This window comes from Enterovirga sp. CN4-39 (assembly GCF_049446235.1).
Lineage (GTDB): Bacteria > Pseudomonadota > Alphaproteobacteria > Rhizobiales > Beijerinckiaceae > Enterovirga.
Genome location: NZ_JBMSEF010000027.1, coordinates 12,106 through 27,917, shown reverse-complemented (window position 1 = coordinate 27,917; position 15,812 = coordinate 12,106). Strand labels below are relative to the sequence as shown.

The following is a 15,812-nucleotide window of genomic DNA, read 5'->3' as shown; positions in this document are numbered from 1 at the left end:
CGAGGCGGCGCGTGGGCCTGTTCCTGACCATCCTGATGGACGGCCTCATCTATGCCTCATGGCTCTTCGTCGTAGCGCTGGGGCTCACGCTGATCTTCGGCGTACTGAAGATCCTGAACATCGCGCATGGCAGCCTCTACGCCATCGGCGCCTATGTGGCGGCGAGCGCCGTGGGCTGGGCGGCCGCCTGGGGCTTCGGAGGCGCCTGGTCGCTGCTGGCGCTTCTCCTGGCGGCCGTCCTCGTCGCCATCGTGCTGGCGCCGCTGCTCGAACGCGGTCTCCTGCGGCTGTTCTACGGCCGCGACGAGGTCGTGCTGCTCCTCGTGACCTACGCGCTGTTCCTCATCCTGGAGGATGCGACGAAGCTGGTCTGGGGCGCGAACCCCTACTACGTCACGGAGCCCTACGGGCTCTTCGGCAACATCGCCATCGGGCCGCTCTTCTATGTCGGCTACGATATCGCCCTGATCGGGCTTGCGGCGATCTGCGGCGTCGCGGTCTGGTTCGGCCTGAACCGCACGGTGTCGGGCAAGATCGTGCTGGCCGTCATCCATAATCCCGAGATGAGCGCCGGGATGGGTGTGAATATCGGCCGCGTCCATTGGGTCGCCTTCACGATCGGCGTGTTCCTGGCCGCGCTCGGCGGAGCCTTCACGGCGCCGCTCATCTCCGTCCAGCCGGGCATCTCCGTCGGCGTGATCATCGCCAGCTTCGCGGTCATCATCATCGGCGGACTCGGCTCGATCGAGGGCGCGGCCATCGGGGCGCTCGTGGTCGGCCTGGCGCGCGCCACCTCCGTCCATCTTCTCCCCGAGGCTGAGCTGTTCTCCATCTACCTCGTGATGGCGGCCGTCCTGGTCTGGAGGCCCGAGGGCCTGTTCCAGCGCGCAGTCGCGCGGAAGATCTGATGCGGCGCGACCTCCTGATCCTCGGCGGCGCGGGCGGGACCCTGGGCCTGATCCTGCTGGGGCTGGTGCTGCCGAACTGGCTGCTGTTCCTGGGCACGATCACGGCCTCGCATGGCCTCGTGTCGCTCGGGATCCTGCTGCTGATGCGAGGCGGCGTCGTGTCCTTCGGGCAGGGGCTGCCCTTTGCCATTGGCGGCTATGCGGCAGCGCTCGCCGCGACGCGCCTCGGGATCGGCGATGCGCTGATCCTGACGCTGCTCGGCGGAGCGAGCGCGGGCCTCGTGGCCGCCGCCGTGGCGCCGCTGCTCGCCCGCTACAGCGGGATCTTCTTCGGCATGCTCACGCTCGCTCTGTCCATGGTGCTCTACGGCATCCTGGTGAAGTGGACGGCGCTCGGCGGCTCGGACGGGTTCAACATGTCCCGTCCCTCGGTGCTTGGCATGCGCATGGACGGAGCGCGGGGGGAATACGTGCTCTACGCCTTCACGCTCGCCGTGACCGGGATCGCGTCATGCCTCGTGGCGGTGCTGATCGGCTCCGTACGCGGCCTCGTCACCCAGGCCATCCAGGCGAACGGGCTCCGGGTCGAGTATCTCGGCACGAATGCACGCGCCGTGATGGCGACGAACTTCACGCTTGCCGGCGTGCTCGGCGGCATCGGCGGCGCGCTGACCGTGATCGCGCTCGGCCATATCGAGCCGACCTTCGCCTACTGGACGCAATCGGGCGAGTTCGTCTTCGTGGCGATCCTGGCCGGGCCGTCCAGCGTGCCGGCGATCTATGTGGCGTCGCTGCTGCTGGAGCTCGTGCGGTCCTTCTCCAATCTCTACTTCCCCAATACCTGGCAGATGGCGCTCGGCATCTTCCTGCTCGCGGTCATCCTGTTCCTGCCGAACGGCATCGGCTCGCTCTGGACGCGCCGCAGGAAGGAGCGCTCGTCCGAACCGGCCGATCCGATCGCCGCCAGGCGGAGCCCGGCCGAATGACTCCCGTCCTGTCCGCCCGCGGGCTCGACAAGCGCTTCGGCGCTGTCGTCGCGGCATCCGCCATCGACCTCGAGGTGCCGGCCGGCCAGCGGGTGAGCCTCATCGGCGCGAACGGCGCCGGCAAGACGACCTTCGTGAACATGGTCACGGGCTATCTCCGGCCGGATGCCGGCGAGATCCTGCTGGGAGGCGAGAGCGTCGCCGGGCTCTCCCCGCGCGAGGTCGCACGGCGCGGCATCTGCCGTTCCTTCCAGATCCCGCAGCTCTGCGTCGAACTCACCGCCCGGGAGAACATGCTGGTCGCCTGCGCGTCGGCGGAAGACGGGGCGCTGTCCTTCTGGCGCCGGCCCGGGGAGGAGGCGCGCGAGGACAAGGCGCGCGACCTCCTCGGCCGCTTCGGCCTCGCCGGCTATGCCGAGCGGCCCGTCGCGGAGCTGCCCGGCGGGGTTCGCAAGCTCCTCGACATTGCCATGGCGCTCGCCCGCCGCCCTCGGCTGCTGCTGCTCGACGAGCCGACCTCCGGCGTCAGCGCGGAGGAGAAATTTCCCGCCATGGACAGGATCGCCCTCGCGATCGCGGGCGAGGGTTCGCCGACCATCCTGTTCGTGGAGCACGACATGGACATCGTGCGCGCCTATTCGGAGCGGGTCGTCGCCTTCTATGCCGGGCGCGTGATCGCGGACGGCGCCCCAGCCGAGGTGCTGCGCGACCCCGAGGTCCGCCGCTACGTGACGGGCGAGCCCGCCGCATGAGCCAGACCTTTCTCGCCATCGAGGACGTCCACGTCACGATCCAGTCGATGCAGGCCCTGCGCGGCTTCTCGCTCAGCGTCGAGCCCGGCCGCATGGTCGGCCTCATCGGCCGCAACGGAGCCGGCAAGACCACGCTGATGCGGACCGTGATGGGGCATCTGCGGCCGGAGCGGGGCCGGATCAGCGTCGATGGGCGGGACCTCGCCGCGCTCCCGGCGCATGCGCGCGCGCCGCTCGGGATCGGCTACATGCCCGAGGACCGGCAGCTCGTGCCGGAGCTGACCGTGGAGGAGAACATCCTCCTTCCCGTCTGGGTGTCGAAGACGCTGCGGCGGGACGAGCGCCTCGCGCTGGTCTACCGGCTCATGCCCGAGCTCGCCGAGATGCGGGACAGGAAGGCGCTGCTTCTCTCCGGCGGGCAGCAGAAGCTGGTGGCGCTCGGCCGTGCGCTGGCCGTGGGAACACGGCTCTTGCTGCTCGACGAGCCGTTCGAAGGCGTCGCGCCCGCGCTGTCGCAGCGCCTGTCCGAACTGATCTTCGGGCTGCGCGGGACCGACCTCACGGTCGTCATCTCGCAATCGGACGTCAATCACGCCCGCACGCTGTTCGATGCGGCCTATGTGATAGATCGCGGCGCGAACGGAGCGCCTTCCTATGGCAGTGCATGACTGGTCTGGCGGGACGGTCCCGCCGCTGCGCCGGGAGGCGCATTGGGGCGATCGCGTCGTCGCCTGCTTTCCGGATCGGCCGCGCTCGCTCTTCGGCCTCCTCCAGCACGCCGTCGCCCTGAACGGAGCAGGGGAGGGGCTCGTCGTCGGCGAGCTCCGCCTCACCTGGGCCGAGATCCTGGAGCGCAGCGGCCGGGCCGCCGGAGGGCTCGCGGCGCGCGGCGTCGGTCCGGGCGACAGGGTGGCGCTGCTGCTCGGCAACCGGGCCGAGTTCGTCCTGGCGCTGTTCGCGCTCGCCCGTCTCGGCGCCGTCGCGGTTCCGCTCGGCATCCGCCAGCAGACGCCGGAGATCGCCCATGCGCTGAACGACAGCGGCGCCCGGGTTCTTCTCTGCGAGAGCGACCTCCTCGCGCTCGTGCCGGCTCCGGAGAGCGTTCCCGACCTCCTGCACGTCGTCGCGGTCGGCAGGTCGACCGCGGACGGGAACGGCTGGGCCGCCCTGGAGGCCCACGAAGCCGCCCCGGAACCGGCCGAGGTGCAGGAGGACGACACCGCAATCATCCTCTACACGTCGGGCACGACCGGCCGCCCCAAGGGCGCGATGCTGACCGGGCTCGGCCTCGTCCACTCGGCCAGCGTCTATGTGCATTGCATGGAGCTCGGCCCCGCGGACCGGTCTATCGCGGCGGTGCCGCTGAGCCATGTGACGGGCCTCGTCGCGAATGCGCTCGCCATGGCGCGCTGCGGCGGCACGCTCGTGGTCATCCCGGGCTTCAAGGCGGCCGACTTCCTGGCCATGGCGTCCCGCGAGCGGGTGACGCACACGGTCATGGTGCCGGCCATGTACAATCTGTGCCTGCTGCAGCCCGATTTCGCCCGGCACGACCTCTCGGCCTGGCGGGTCGGCGGCTATGGCGGCGCGCCGATGCCGGTACCCACCATCGAGCGGCTGGCCGAGGCGCTGCCCGGCCTCGGGCTGATGAACGCCTACGGCGCCACGGAGACCTCCTCGCCCGCGACCCTCATGCCGTCGCGCTTCACGGCCAGCCACCGCGACAGCGTCGGCCTTCCGGTGCCCGGCGCGACCGTGATCGCGGTGGACGACGACGGGCGCGAGGTGCCGCCGGGCGAGACGGGCGAGATCTGGATCCACGGCCCGGCCGTGGTGTCGGGCTATTGGCGGAACCCGGAGGCGACGAGATCGGGCTTCACGGGCGGCTTCTGGCATTCGGGCGATGTCGGCTCGATCGACCGGGACGGCTTCGTGCGGGTGTTCGACCGCAAGAAGGACATGATCAATCGCGGCGGCTACAAGGTGTTCACGGCCGAGGTCGAGACCGTGCTGGCGAGCCACGAGGCCGTGGTGGAATGCGCCGTTGTGGGCGTTCCCTGTCCCGTCCTGGGCGAGCGCGTCCACGCCTTCGTGTATCGCCGCGCGGAGGTCGCGGCTGGCGACCTGCAGGAGCTCTGCCGCCGCAACCTCGCGGATTACAAGGTTCCCGAGACGGTCACGTTTGCGCAGGAACCGCTCCCGCGGAACGCCAACGGGAAGGTCCTGAAGCGGCAGCTTCGGGAGACGATCGCTAACGAAACTGCGGCCTGAACCTGCCGCCGGCCCCCTGGATCGGGCCGGGGGGATATTGTCGCAGGCGCTCCGCCCCGACGCCTGATCCGGGCGGACGCTTCTCGTTTCGTCAGTGATTTCAGAGGCATCGGCCGGTAGGTTCCGGGACCTGCCAATTTTCCAGGCAGCCGAACCGGCTCGAGTTTTTAATCGTTACAGGCTGGTCGCCCGGGAAATGTTCGCTGCGGAACAATGAACGAGGCGCGACCGCGGTCGTACTCGCTTCGGCCGTTCCCAGTCGAGCAGATGGAGGCCGCGATGCCGGGTCCCGGCGATCTCAACGTTGACAGGCGCGGCCTGATGGTCGGCGCCGGTGCCTGCGCCGCGATGGCGAGCGCACCGCTCGGCGCACGGGCGCAGCCCGCGCCGGTCGGCACGCCCGTGATGAGCCGCGTCTCGGTGAAGGTGAACGGGCAGGCCCGGTCGCTCGATGTCGATACCCGCACGACCCTGCTCGACCTGCTGCGGGAGAATCTGCAGCTCACCGGCTCGAAGAAGGGCTGCGACCACGGCCAATGCGGCGCCTGCACGGTGATCGTGGACGGTGTCCGGATCAATTCCTGCCTCACGCTCGCCCTGATGCATGAAGGCAGCGAGGTCACCACCATCGAAGGCCTCGGCACGCCCGAGAACCTGCATCCCATGCAGGCCGCCTTCGTCAGGCATGACGGCTACCAGTGCGGCTATTGCACGCCTGGCCAGATCGTCTCCGGCCTCGCCGTGCTGGACGAGATCAAGGCCGGCATCCCGAGCCATGCGACAGCCGACATCACGGCGCCGGTCGAGCTGAGCGAGGCCGAGATCCGCGAGCGCATGAGCGGCAACATCTGCCGCTGCGGCGCCTATTCCAACATCGTCGAGGCGATGACCGAAGTCGCCGGCCAGCCGTCGAGGAGGCAGGGATGAGGGCCTTCACCTACGAGCGCGCGAAGAGCCCGGCCGAGGCCGCCGCGGCCGTCGCCAGGACGCCCGGCGCGAAGTTCATCGCAGGCGGCACCAACCTGCTCGACCTGATGAAGCTGCAGATCGAGACGCCCGAGCATCTCGTCGACGTGAACGGGCTCAAGCTCGACACGATCGAGCCGACGCCGGAGGGCGGCCTGCGCATCGGAGCGCTGGTGCGCAACACCGACCTCGCGGCGGACGAACGCGTGCGGCGCGATTACGGCGTGCTGTCCCGCGCGTTGCTGGCCGGCGCCTCCGGGCAGCTGCGCAACAAGGCGACGACGGCCGGCAACCTCCTGCAGCGCACCCGCTGCCCGTATTTCTACGACACCGCACAGCCCTGCAATAAGCGCGAGCCGGGCTCGGGCTGCTCGGCGATCGGCGGCGTTAGCCGCCAGCTCGCGGTGATCGGGGCCAGCGAGGCCTGCATCGCCACGAACCCGTCCGACATGGCGGTGGCGATGCGCGCGCTGGATGCCACGGTCGAAACCGTGAAGGCGGACGGCGCGACGCGCTCCATCCCCATTGCCGAGTTCCACAAGCTCCCCGGCGACACGCCGCATATCGAGACGGCGCTGGAGCAGGGCGAGCTGATCACGGCCGTGACGCTGCCGAAGCCGCTCGGCGGCAAGCAGATCTACCGCAAGGTGCGCGACCGGGCCTCCTACGCCTTCGCGCTCGTCTCCGTGGCGGCGGTCGTCCAGCGGGACGGCAGCGGGCGCGTCGCGCTCGGCGGCGTGGCCCATAAGCCCTGGCGGGTCGAGGCGGCCGAAGCCGAGCTGCCGCGGGGCGCCAAGGCCACCGCCTCCGCGCTGCTGGATGGCGCCAAGCCCACCCACGAGAACGCCTTCAAGCTCCCGCTCGCCGAGCGGACGCTGAGTGCCGTCCTGGCTGAAGCGAGGTCCTGAGCCATGAAGTTCGACACGCCAGCCACGACCAATCCGATCGACCAGATGAAGGTCGTCGGCAAGCCGACGGACCGGATCGACGGCAAGTACAAGACGACCGGCACCGCCCCCTATGCTTTCGAGCGGCACGACGTGGCGCCGAACCAGGCCTATGGCTTCGTCCTCGGTGCGACCATTCCGAAGGGACGCATCAAGGCGATCCACGTCGATGACGCGCGGCGGGCGCCGGGCGTCGTCACCATCGTCACCACGCTCGATACGCCCCGCCTGGAACGCGGCCGGATGAACGCGGCCTATCTCTTCGGCGGCGACAAGGTGCAGCATTACCACCAGGCGATCGCCGTCGTGGTGGCCGAGACCTTCGAGCAGGCGCGCGCGGCCTCCTTCCTGGTCCGCGTCGATTATGCACCGGAGGTGGGCAAGTTCGATCTCGCGGCCGAGGCCCCGGCTGCAAAGCCCGTCGCGGGGGACAGCGGCGAGGGCAGCGGAGGAGGCCCGGAGGATCGGATCGGCGATTTCGAGGGTGCCTTCGCGGCTGCGCCCGTGAAGCTGGACGAGACCTACACGACGGCCGACGAGTCCCACGCCATGATGGAGCCGCACGCGACCGTCGCGGCCTGGTCCGGCGACAAGCTCACGCTCTGGACCTCCAACCAGATGATCGCCTGGGGCAAGGAGAGCATGGCCAAGATCCTCGGGATCAAGCCCGAGAATGTCCGGCTCGACTCGCCCTATATCGGCGGTGGTTTCGGCGGGAAGCTCTTCATCCGCGCCGACGCGGTGCTCGCGGCCCTGGCCGCGAAGGCGGCGCAGCGGCCCGTGAAGGTGGCGCTGACCCGCCCGCTCATTCCGAACAACACCACGCACCGGCCGGCCACCATCCAGCGCATCCGGATCGGGGCGAATCCGGAGGGCATCATCACGGCGATCGCCCACGAGAGCACCTCCGGGAACCTGCCGGACGGCAAGCCCGAGACCGCGACCCAGCAGACGAAGCTGCTCTATGCCGGGGCGAACCGCCTCACCTCCATGAAGCTCGCGCATCTCGACCTGCCGGAAGGGAACGCGATGCGGGCGCCGGGCGAGGCGCCGGGCCTGATGGCGCTCGAGATCGCCATGGACGAGATGGCCGAGAAGCTCGGGCTCGATCCGGTCGAGTTCCGCATCCGCAACGACACGCAGGTCGATCCCGAGAAGCCGGACCGCGCCTTCTCGCACCGCAACCTCGTCGGCTGCCTGCGCCTTGGCGCCGACAAGTTCGGGTGGGCGAAGCGCAACCCGCAGCCAGGCCAGGCCCGCGACGGCAAATGGCTTGTCGGCATGGGCATGGCGGCCGGGTTCCGCAACAACCTGCTGACGAAGTCGGCCGCACGCGTGCGCCTCGACGGCCGCGGGATTGTGACGGTCGAAACCGACATGACCGATATCGGCACCGGGAGCTACACGATCATCGCCCAGACGGCGGCCGAGATGATGGGCGTGCCGCTGGAGAAGGTCGTGGTCCGGCTCGGCGATTCCGACTTCCCGGCCGGGGCCGGCTCGGGAGGCCAGTGGGGCGCCAACAATTCGACCGCCGGCGTCTACGCCGCCTGCGTGAAGCTGCGCGAGGCGGTGGCGCAGAAGCTCGGCTTCAACTCGGCCGACGCGGCCTTCGCCGATGGCGAGGTCCGGGCCGGCAACCGCACCGTACCCCTCGCCGAATCGGCACGTTCGGGCGAGCTCGTGGCGGAAGACCTGATCGAGTACGGCGACCTGTCGAAGAAGCAGCAGCAATCGACCTTCGCGGGCCATTTCGTCGAGGTGGCGGTCGACTCGTACACGGCCGAGGTCCGCGTGCGGCGCATGCTGGCCGTCTGCGCCGCGGGCCGGATCATCAACCCGAAATCGGCGCGCAGCCAGGTCATCGGCGCCATGACGATGGGCGTCGGCGCGGCCCTGATGGAGGAGCTCGCGGTCGATACGCGGCGGGGCTTCTTCGTCAATCACGACCTCGCCGGCTACGAGGTGCCGGTCCATGCCGACATCCCGCACCAGGAGGTGATCTTCATGGACGAGACGGACCCGATGTCCTCGCCCATGAAGGCGAAGGGCGTCGGCGAACTCGGGCTGTGCGGGGTCGGGGCCGCGATCGCCAATGCCGTCTACAACGCGACGGGTATTCGCGTGCGCGACTACCCGGTCACACTGGACAAGCTCCTGACGCGGCTGCCCGAGGCGGCATAAGGAACGGGGCGCATCGCGGGCGGTGCGCCTGATGCGGGATAGATAGGGCGAGCGTGGCCGTCCGGCCTCAGCTCCGGAGTGGCCCGCTGCCGTGACCTGATCGGATCCTGTCGGCGACCTCGCGGGCCGTCTGGGCCCGCTGCTGCCAATCCGTGCGGCGGTCTTCGAGCGCTGCCACGAGAGCGCCTGCGACCCAGTCGGGCACCGAGCGCGTGGCGGTCGTCCAATGATGGATCACGGCCGGGTTGACGGGCCTGCCGCGGAAGTCGCCGAGATAGGTCGCGAGAGGCGTCTGCCAGCGCTCCCCGAACAGCAATTCCCCGACGAAGCGGAGGAAGCCGGGCGTCAGGAGCGGTGTCGAACCGGAAAGCGTCGTGTCCTCCGGCGCGGGCAGATTGGCCCGGTACCGTCGCCCCGTCATTTCCAAGTGTCACCTTCGAGCGGTCATGCCTCCGCCGCCGGCGGCAGGCTGCGCGTCCGCGCATGCATCCGGCCGGGCTGCTCGACAGCCGATGCGCGCCTCGCAAGCCGGCGCTCCTCGCGGCCGGCGAAAAGGCCCGGCGCGGGGCGTGCCCGCGCCGGGAGCAAGATCAGGCCGCAGCCGCGACCTTGGCGGTCGGAACCTCGGAGATCGTCTTCAGGACCTGCGAGGCGATCTGGTAGGGGTCGCCCATGGAGTTCGGGCGGCGATCCTCGAGATAGCCCTTGTAGCCGTTGTTCACGAAGGAATGCGGCACGCGGATCGAGGCGCCACGGTCGGCGACGCCGTAGCTGAACTTGTTCCACGGCGCCGTCTCGTGCTTGCCGGTCAGACGCTTGTCGTTGTCCGGGCCGTAGACGGCGATGTGGTCCATCAGGTTCTTGTCGAACTGGGCCATCAAGGCCTCGAAATACTCCTTCCCGCCGACATTGCGCATGTACTCGGTCGAGAAGTTGCAGTGCATGCCCGAGCCGTTCCAGTCGGTGTCGCCGAGCGGCTTGCAGTGCCACTCGATGTCGATGCCGTAGCTCTCGCAGAGGCGCATCATCAGGTAGCGCGCCATCCAGATCTGGTCGGCGGCGGTCCTGGAGCCCTTCCCGAAGATCTGGAACTCCCACTGGCCCTTCGCCACCTCGGCGTTGATGCCCTCGTGGTTGATGCCGGCCGCGAGGCACAGGTCGAGATGCTTCTCGACGATCTCGCGCGCCACCGAGCCCACGTTCTTGTAGCCGACACCCGTGTAGTAGGGGCCCTGCGGCGCCGGGTAGCCTTCCGTGGGGAAGCCGAGCGGGCGGCCGTCCTTGTAGAAGAAGTACTCCTGCTCGAAGCCGAACCAGGCGCCCTCGTCATCGAGGATGGTGGCGCGCTTGTTCGACGGATGCGGGGTGACGCCGTCCGGCATCATGACCTCGCACATGACGAGGACGCCGTTGACGCGCGTCGCGTCCGGATAGAGGGCGACCGGCTTCAGCACGCAATCGGACGAGTGGCCCTCGGCCTGCATCGTCGAGGAGCCGTCGAAGCCCCAGAGCGGCAGCTGCTCCAGCGTCGGGAAGCTCGAAAATTCCTTGATCTGCGTCTTGCCGCGCAGGTTCGGCGTCGGGGTGTACCCGTCCAGCCAAATGTACTCGAGTTTATACTTCGTCATCCGGGCTCTCTCGCCTGCGTTGCCGGCCCTGCCTCGTGCGAGCCGGTCATGCCACCCGGGCGCTCCGTAGCAGCAAGCGTGCCAGAACCGCCTAAGCGGCAGGCTGCCCTGGGCAGCTGCGCCTAAATCCTAGGCTGCTCGATCGCGCGGCAATCCGTGCTGATGAGCGATCAGGCAAAAGAGCTACTGCGGAAATTGCCTGCAAATTGCGCAATATGCCGAAATCGATGCTGATCCTGAGTGCATCGCGCGTTATACGAAAGCAACCCGATTGTATGTGGCGGCGTTGAGAGGTCAGGAGATGATGATCATGAACTCAGATGCGGGTCGGACATCGGCCAAGATCTATCAGTTTCCCGTTCGTCCGCGGGCATCTGCCGGGCTGGGAAGCCCGGAATCGAAGAGACATCAGGGCGAGGCTCGCCCCGTGACCATCTCGTTCGGGTCGGCCTGGTACCACGAGGCCGCGATCCAGGAGGACAGGTCGCGGAAGTCCTGAGGGGGTTCCTGCCTCTCCGGCGACCAGCCTCCAAAAGCGCCAGTCCGGCGATAGGCCGGTCCGGCGCGCCCGCTCAGCCGAAGATCGACCAGCCGAGGCGCTTCGCGAGTTCCTCGAGCGCGAGCCGCCCCAGATGCGAGTTGCCGGAGGCGTCGAGCCCCGGCGACCAGACCGCGATGGAGGCCTTTCCGGGCGCGACCGCGAAGATGCCGCCGCCGACGCCGCTCTTTCCCGGCAGGCCCACCCGATAGGCGAATTCGCCGGAGCCGTCGTAATGGCCGCAGGTGAGCATGAGCGCGTTGATGCGGCGCGCCCGCTCCGGCTGCACGACCGAGAACCCGGTTTCCGGGTTGCGGCCGAGATGGGCCAGGAACCGCCCCGCGGTCGCGAGCTGCCGGCACGACATCGCGATCGCGCAATGGTGGAAATAGGCGCCGAGCACGAAATCGACCGTGTTCTCGATCGCGTCGAACGACTTCATGTAGTTGGCGAGCGCGCGGTTGCGGAAACCGGTCCGCTGCTCGGAGGCCGCGACCGCGCTGTCGATGGTGATCGACGCGTCCTGCCCGAGGAACTGCATGAAGCGGAGGATCTCGCCCAGGGCCTCCCGGGGCTGATGCCCGGAGAGGATCACGTCCGTCACCACGATCGCGCCGGCATTGATGAAGGGGTTGCGCGGAATGCCGCGCTCCCGCTCCAGCTGGACGATCGAGTTGAACGGGCTGCCGGACGGCTCGCGGCCGACGCGGCGCCAGAGCCGGTCGCCCACCTTGCCGAGCGCCAGCGTCAGGGTGAAGACCTTCGAGATGCTCTGGATGGAGAAGGGCACGTCGCAATCGCCCGCGGCGGCGACGTTCCCCTCGGCATCGATGACCGCGAGCCCGAACTGGCGCGGGTCGACGCGCGCCAGTTCGGAGATGTAGGTCGCGACCTCGCCCCGGTCCTCCCTCGCGCGCATCTCGTCCACGATCTCGCTGACGACGCGCTGCAACTCGGACAAGGTGGTCTCCTTCGGGTCGGCACGGCCCGTACCGCCTCCTGCCCGCAAACTTCGCGCCGTCAGCCGCCGACCCGGATCTCCAGCTCGCGCACGAGCCGCTCGTATTTCGCCGAATCCGCACGGGCGAGCTGATCGAGCCGTTCGGGCGGCCCGCCGATCGGCTCCATGATGCCCTTCGTGAAGGCCTCGCGCAGCCTCGGGTCGGTGAGCGACTTCCCGATGGCGGCATTGATCTCCGCGATCAGGGCGGGGGGCGTGCCGGGCGGCGCGAAAGCCGCGTACCACGCCTCCAGGGCCACGCCTTTCACGCCGCCCTCCTGCAGGGTCGGGATGTCCGGCAGCGTCGGCGCGCGCCGCTCGCTCGACTGGCCGATGATCTTGATGGTGCCCGCCAGGTGGTGGGGGATCAGGGCGGTCGGGCCGAGCAGGGCGGATTTGACGTGGCCGGCCACGAGGTCGTTCACGGCCTGGCCGGCACCCCGATACGGCACGTGGTCGAGCCTGATCCCCGTCTCGCGGGCGAGCCATGCGCCGAGGACGTGCTGGTTCGAGCCGACCCCGGAGGAGGCGAAGCCGAGCCCCGGGTTCCTCCGGGCATAGGCCAGGTACTCCTCGATGGAATTGACGCCGAGCGAGGGGTGGACGCCGAGCACGAGCGGCTGGTGGCCGATATCGATCACCGGCAGCAGCACCTTGGTGTAGTCGTGCGGCAGCTTGAGGATGTGCGGCGCGGCCGCGGCGTTGTCGTTCCCGATCAGGATCGTGTAGCCGTCCGGATCGCTCTTCATCACCGTGTCCATGCCGATCGTCCCGCCGGCCCCGGTCCGGTTCTCGACGATCACCTGCTGGCCGATCTGGCGGGACATCACCTCCCCGCACTGGCGCGCCACGAAGTCGATCGCCCCGCCCGGTGCGAGCGGGACGACGAAGCGCACGGGCCGCTCGGGCCACTTGCCTTGGGCGGAGGCACACCCTCCCGTGGCGGCGAGCACCGCCGCGGCGCCCGCGCCCGAAATGAGCGCCCGTCTTCCGATCGTCTCCACGTGTTCCTCCCGTCCGGACCGTCTTGTGCGGTTGCCCGGCAAGATGACACATCCGGCGGCGCGTTCCAGCCTCTCCGAAGACCTCACATCGTCGGAGGGTCGCGCGCTCCCCGTCAGCGCGACGGCGGTGCGAAGCGGAACAGTTCGGTCTTCGTCGCCACCCCGGCCTTCGGGTTGAACCAGCGGTTGTCCATGATGTGGGAGGCCGTGACGTAGATCCGCCCGTCGGGGCCTTCGGCCATGGAATCCGGCCAGCGGAGCTTCGGATCCTGCACGATCGTCGCGAGCTTGCCGTCCTCCGTCCGCAGCTTCACCGAATTGTCCTCCACGGACGTGAAGAAGAACTGCCCCTTGCGGCTCATCCAGAGCCCGTCGGCCGGCACAGTCGGACCCTCCTTCTTCACGCGGGATTCCAGGTCCTGCGTCGAAAGGCTCGCATCCCGCAGCGCCTCGGTCGGGATCGAATAGAGCGTGCGGCCCGAGATCGCCTGCCAGTAGAGCGTCGCGCCGTCCGGCGAGAGCTCGATGCCATCGGAGTTGAAGGTGGGCTGGACGCCGTCCGGTCGCCGCAGCTCCTTCCCGTCCGTGCGCACCACCACGCCCTTCTCGGCCTGCGTGCTGGAGACGCCGTCGAGGACGCGCCGGATCTCGCCCGAATTCAGGTCGATCACCAGCAGCGCGCCGCGGCCGGAATCGGTCAGGTATCCCCAGCGGCCGTCCGGGCTGAAGCGGATGTCGTTCAGGTAGGTGCCCTCCGGGGCGACCTGCTCGCTGAACGGGTAGGTCCGCACGACCTTGTTCGTCGCGAGGTCGATCTGGACGAGCTTCGGGCCGCCCTTCACGATCTTCTCCAGGGCCGGTGCGGCCGGATCGAGCACCCAGAGCGACCCGTCACGGGCCACGACGCTCTGCACGCAGACCCAATGGTCCTCGGGCGTCACCTGGTCCTTCTTGGCGTTGCGCCACCCGTTCCAGGCCTCGTCCGGATAGGGGACGAGCTTCCCACCCTTCACCTCCGCGACCGAGACGGCGGTGTCCTCCGTCCAGCGCGGGAAATTCACGAAGATGCGCCCGTCCTGCGTGACGGCGACGCCGGTCGCCTGATGGTCGAACCGGGCGACCGTCTCCAGCTTGGCCTTCTGGGAAGCGGGCGCCTGCGCCTGCGCGAGGCCGGATGCAAGGACGCCCGCGATGGCGAGCGCGACGAGGCGAGTGTTCATGGGACGGCCGCCGGTTTTTGGAGTGTCGCTCCGTCAACCAGCCCGTTTCGCGGGCGTTCCGGCGGCCCTGTGAGACTTGTCGGATTTGCGAGCGTGTCTGTCAGACGCGGTGCGCACCCAGAAAGTCACGGCGCCCGCAGCGTCGAGGACAGCGGGGCAGCGCCTATCCGTACCGCAACGCAGTGTTGGCTCGGCGTCTCGCCCAGGAGAACTAGCGCAAGACGCCTTCATGACGGACGACAGACAATAGGCCGAGCGGCCAACAATCCCAATTGGCTCCCACATCTAAGGGAGTAATGCCAGCTTCCCGAATACATTGGCGAAGCGGAGGAGAGGGTGGCCGATCAAACGAAAGCCTAAGTGGTGATATAAACACACTCGTGTATCATGGCCTTCGGAATGGAGTGAGGTCGGCGATGTTCAAGCGCCCGCTTTTGGGCGTGGTCACGCTGTTCAACGTCAGTCTGGTCGTTGTTCATGTTGTAGCCGTAAAGACAGGATGGCTAGCGCCGGAGCCGTCTCAAGGCTTCTGGTTGCTGCTGCAACAAAAGCCCGGCCCGGCTTCTGTTGAGTACAAAGATTTTGTGTCGATCATTCTCACCGCTGCGAGTCTGATGATTGCTCTCTTGGCTTTCGCACTCGCCGCCTTAGCTATTTGGGGCTATCGTGAGATCAGGTCGCAACTGCTTCGCGCGGCTATTAAGTCAGCACGGCGAAGTGCTCGGGTGGAAGCGAGGGTACAGGCACCTCCAATCGCAAGGAGGGCCGCTATTGAATGGCTGCAGACGTCGAAAATCGCTCCCGACACCCTATCTAACGACCAGATGGAACGTATGATGGGATTCCTCGACGCAGACGGTGAGGGGAATGGCCGCTGACGAGATCGAGATTGTCCGCCAACTCGCGAGTGGCGAGGGGCCTGTGGATGTCGCACGCCTGATCAAAGCGCTTGGGGTGGACTATTCTGAGCAACCGATGGCTCCCGGCGTGTCGGGCAAGATCCAGCGGATCGGCGACAGGTACCGCATCGTCGTGAACTCGAAGGAGGGGCCGCAGCGTAGACGGTTCACGGCCGCTCACGAACTCGGGCACTATCTTCTTCATCGCGATCTTGTCGGGGAGCGCGGGCACCTTGACCGCCTTTTCTCGTCGGGTTCCTCAGGGGTGGGCGACATCATCAACCCTTTGCATGAGGTTCAAGCGAATCGCTTCGCGGCTGAATTGCTTATGCCAAGCGGAGCTGTTCGTGCCCGCGCGAAGACCGCCGACAACCCGGTGGACCTCGCGCGGCACTTCGGCGTCTCGCCAGCGGCAATGACTGTCCGGATGGAGAGCTTAGGTTTGCGCCCACCGGCTCGACTGTCCGAGGCGCCGCCTCCGGAGCTTATTGGTTCTAACAGCGAATGAC

16 protein-coding genes are annotated in these 15,812 nt (G+C 68.3%); 11 read left to right on the top strand and 5 right to left on the bottom strand.

Translation table 11 applies throughout. From position 1 onward, the window contains the following. The first annotated feature begins 11 nt into the window (after positions 1–11). The 8 genes from ACO2SS_RS26525 to paoC all read left to right on the top strand — a co-directional run bounded on the left by ACO2SS_RS26525 (position 12) and on the right by paoC (position 9,014). Positions 12–908, top strand: a complete 897-nt coding sequence (locus tag ACO2SS_RS26525; RefSeq protein ID WP_423280871.1) for a branched-chain amino acid ABC transporter permease — start codon at positions 12–14, stop codon at positions 906–908. Further along, positions 908–1,894 carry a branched-chain amino acid ABC transporter permease gene (locus tag ACO2SS_RS26520; protein WP_423280870.1) on the top strand — a complete coding sequence of 329 codons (987 nt, stop codon included), beginning with the start codon at positions 908–910 and terminating at the stop codon, positions 1,892–1,894. Before ACO2SS_RS26525 ends, ACO2SS_RS26520 begins: the two co-directional genes overlap by 1 nt. Next, positions 1,891–2,646 (top strand): ABC transporter ATP-binding protein, encoded by a 756-nt coding sequence (locus ACO2SS_RS26515; RefSeq protein WP_423280869.1) that lies wholly within the window; start codon positions 1,891–1,893, stop codon positions 2,644–2,646. Before ACO2SS_RS26520 ends, ACO2SS_RS26515 begins: the two co-directional genes overlap by 4 nt. Continuing rightward, positions 2,643–3,314, top strand: a complete 672-nt coding sequence (locus ACO2SS_RS26510) for an ABC transporter ATP-binding protein (RefSeq protein ID WP_423280868.1) — start codon at positions 2,643–2,645, stop codon at positions 3,312–3,314. The genes ACO2SS_RS26515 and ACO2SS_RS26510 overlap by 4 nt, the downstream gene beginning before the upstream one ends. Beyond that, positions 3,301–4,917: a class I adenylate-forming enzyme family protein gene (locus tag ACO2SS_RS26505; RefSeq protein ID WP_423280867.1), complete on the top strand. Its 1,617-nt coding sequence runs from the start codon at positions 3,301–3,303 to the stop codon at positions 4,915–4,917. Before ACO2SS_RS26510 ends, ACO2SS_RS26505 begins: the two co-directional genes overlap by 14 nt. A gap of 279 nt (positions 4,918–5,196) precedes the next feature. Next, on the top strand, positions 5,197–5,844 hold the full coding sequence (gene paoA, locus ACO2SS_RS26500; RefSeq protein WP_423280866.1) for an aldehyde dehydrogenase iron-sulfur subunit PaoA: 648 nt from the start codon (positions 5,197–5,199) through the stop codon (positions 5,842–5,844). After that, complete coding sequence (locus tag ACO2SS_RS26495) at positions 5,841–6,791, top strand: FAD binding domain-containing protein (RefSeq protein ID WP_423280865.1); 951 nt, start codon at positions 5,841–5,843, stop codon at positions 6,789–6,791. The genes paoA and ACO2SS_RS26495 overlap by 4 nt, the downstream gene beginning before the upstream one ends. A 3-nt stretch (positions 6,792–6,794) precedes the next feature. Further along, positions 6,795–9,014, top strand: a complete 2,220-nt coding sequence (gene paoC / locus ACO2SS_RS26490; protein ID WP_423280864.1) for an aldehyde oxidoreductase molybdenum-binding subunit PaoC — start codon at positions 6,795–6,797, stop codon at positions 9,012–9,014. Positions 9,015–9,081: 67 nt separating this feature from the next. Here the strand turns inward: paoC and ACO2SS_RS26485 are convergent, their stop codons facing one another. Together ACO2SS_RS26485 and ACO2SS_RS26480 are read right to left on the bottom strand one after the other, a co-directional pair. Continuing rightward, a complete protein-coding gene (locus ACO2SS_RS26485; protein ID WP_423280863.1) occupies positions 9,082–9,435 on the bottom strand; it encodes a hypothetical protein in 354 nt (117 codons plus the stop codon). 169 nt (positions 9,436–9,604) lie between these two features. Next, a complete protein-coding gene (locus tag ACO2SS_RS26480; RefSeq protein WP_423280862.1) occupies positions 9,605–10,642 on the bottom strand; it encodes a glutamine synthetase beta-grasp domain-containing protein in 1,038 nt (345 codons plus the stop codon). Between the two features lie 301 nt (positions 10,643–10,943). Between ACO2SS_RS26480 and ACO2SS_RS26475 the strand changes: the two genes are divergently transcribed. Beyond that, entirely contained in the window at positions 10,944–11,141 is a 198-nt protein-coding gene (locus tag ACO2SS_RS26475; RefSeq protein WP_423280861.1) for a DUF2735 domain-containing protein, read from the top strand. 73 nt (positions 11,142–11,214) lie between these two features. Here ACO2SS_RS26475 and ACO2SS_RS26470 read toward each other — a convergent pair whose 3' ends face one another. The 3 genes from ACO2SS_RS26470 to ACO2SS_RS26460 form a co-directional block, all read right to left on the bottom strand. Then, entirely contained in the window at positions 11,215–12,141 is a 927-nt protein-coding gene (locus tag ACO2SS_RS26470) for a glutaminase (RefSeq protein ID WP_423280860.1), read from the bottom strand. Positions 12,142–12,200: 59 nt separating this feature from the next. Beyond that, positions 12,201–13,184: a Bug family tripartite tricarboxylate transporter substrate binding protein gene (locus tag ACO2SS_RS26465; RefSeq protein WP_423280859.1), complete on the bottom strand. Its 984-nt coding sequence runs from the start codon at positions 13,182–13,184 to the stop codon at positions 12,201–12,203. A gap of 113 nt (positions 13,185–13,297) precedes the next feature. Continuing rightward, a complete protein-coding gene (locus ACO2SS_RS26460) occupies positions 13,298–14,404 on the bottom strand; it encodes an SMP-30/gluconolactonase/LRE family protein (protein ID WP_423280858.1) in 1,107 nt (368 codons plus the stop codon). Between the two features lie 416 nt (positions 14,405–14,820). Between ACO2SS_RS26460 and ACO2SS_RS26455 the strand changes: the two genes are divergently transcribed. Together ACO2SS_RS26455 and ACO2SS_RS26450 are read left to right on the top strand one after the other, a co-directional pair. Beyond that, on the top strand, positions 14,821–15,282 hold the full coding sequence (locus ACO2SS_RS26455) for a hypothetical protein (protein ID WP_423280857.1): 462 nt from the start codon (positions 14,821–14,823) through the stop codon (positions 15,280–15,282). Further along, complete coding sequence (locus ACO2SS_RS26450) at positions 15,272–15,811, top strand: ImmA/IrrE family metallo-endopeptidase (RefSeq protein WP_423280856.1); 540 nt, start codon at positions 15,272–15,274, stop codon at positions 15,809–15,811. Before ACO2SS_RS26455 ends, ACO2SS_RS26450 begins: the two co-directional genes overlap by 11 nt. Position 15,812 lies beyond the last annotated feature (1 nt).